We start from the raw sequence: 239 nt of genomic DNA, 5'->3' as shown, positions 1-239 counted from the left end.
AGCCGGCTGCGGTCAAGCGGGCCCGTCAGTTCCAGCACAGCCGGCATATTGTAGCCGACACCGCCGTCTTCAAGCTGTTGGAGCACATACATCCGTTTCTGCGCCGAAGACACCGGGTAGGTGTCCTGTGTTTGCGCAGGCTGAATCGCTTCATACGGGCTTTCTTCCAAGTCCTGAATAACCGAAGCGAGCTCTTCCACCGTCGGCCGGGCGAAGATGTCCTGTAACGGCACCTGAAC

1 protein-coding gene is annotated in these 239 nt (G+C 59.0%); it reads right to left on the bottom strand.

Features of this window, described 5'->3' with window-relative positions; translation table 11 throughout:
* The coding region (locus G9F50_RS20365; protein WP_165417796.1) for a condensation domain-containing protein at window positions 1-239 on the bottom strand (239 nt) is incomplete at both ends.

This window comes from Bacillus sp. EKM206B (genome assembly GCF_011066015.1).
GTDB classification, from domain to species: Bacteria; Bacillota; Bacilli; order Bacillales; family Bacillaceae; genus Bacillus; species Bacillus velezensis.
Note: the sequence above shows the minus strand (reverse complement) of the source record. Positions and strands in the feature narration are given on the sequence as shown.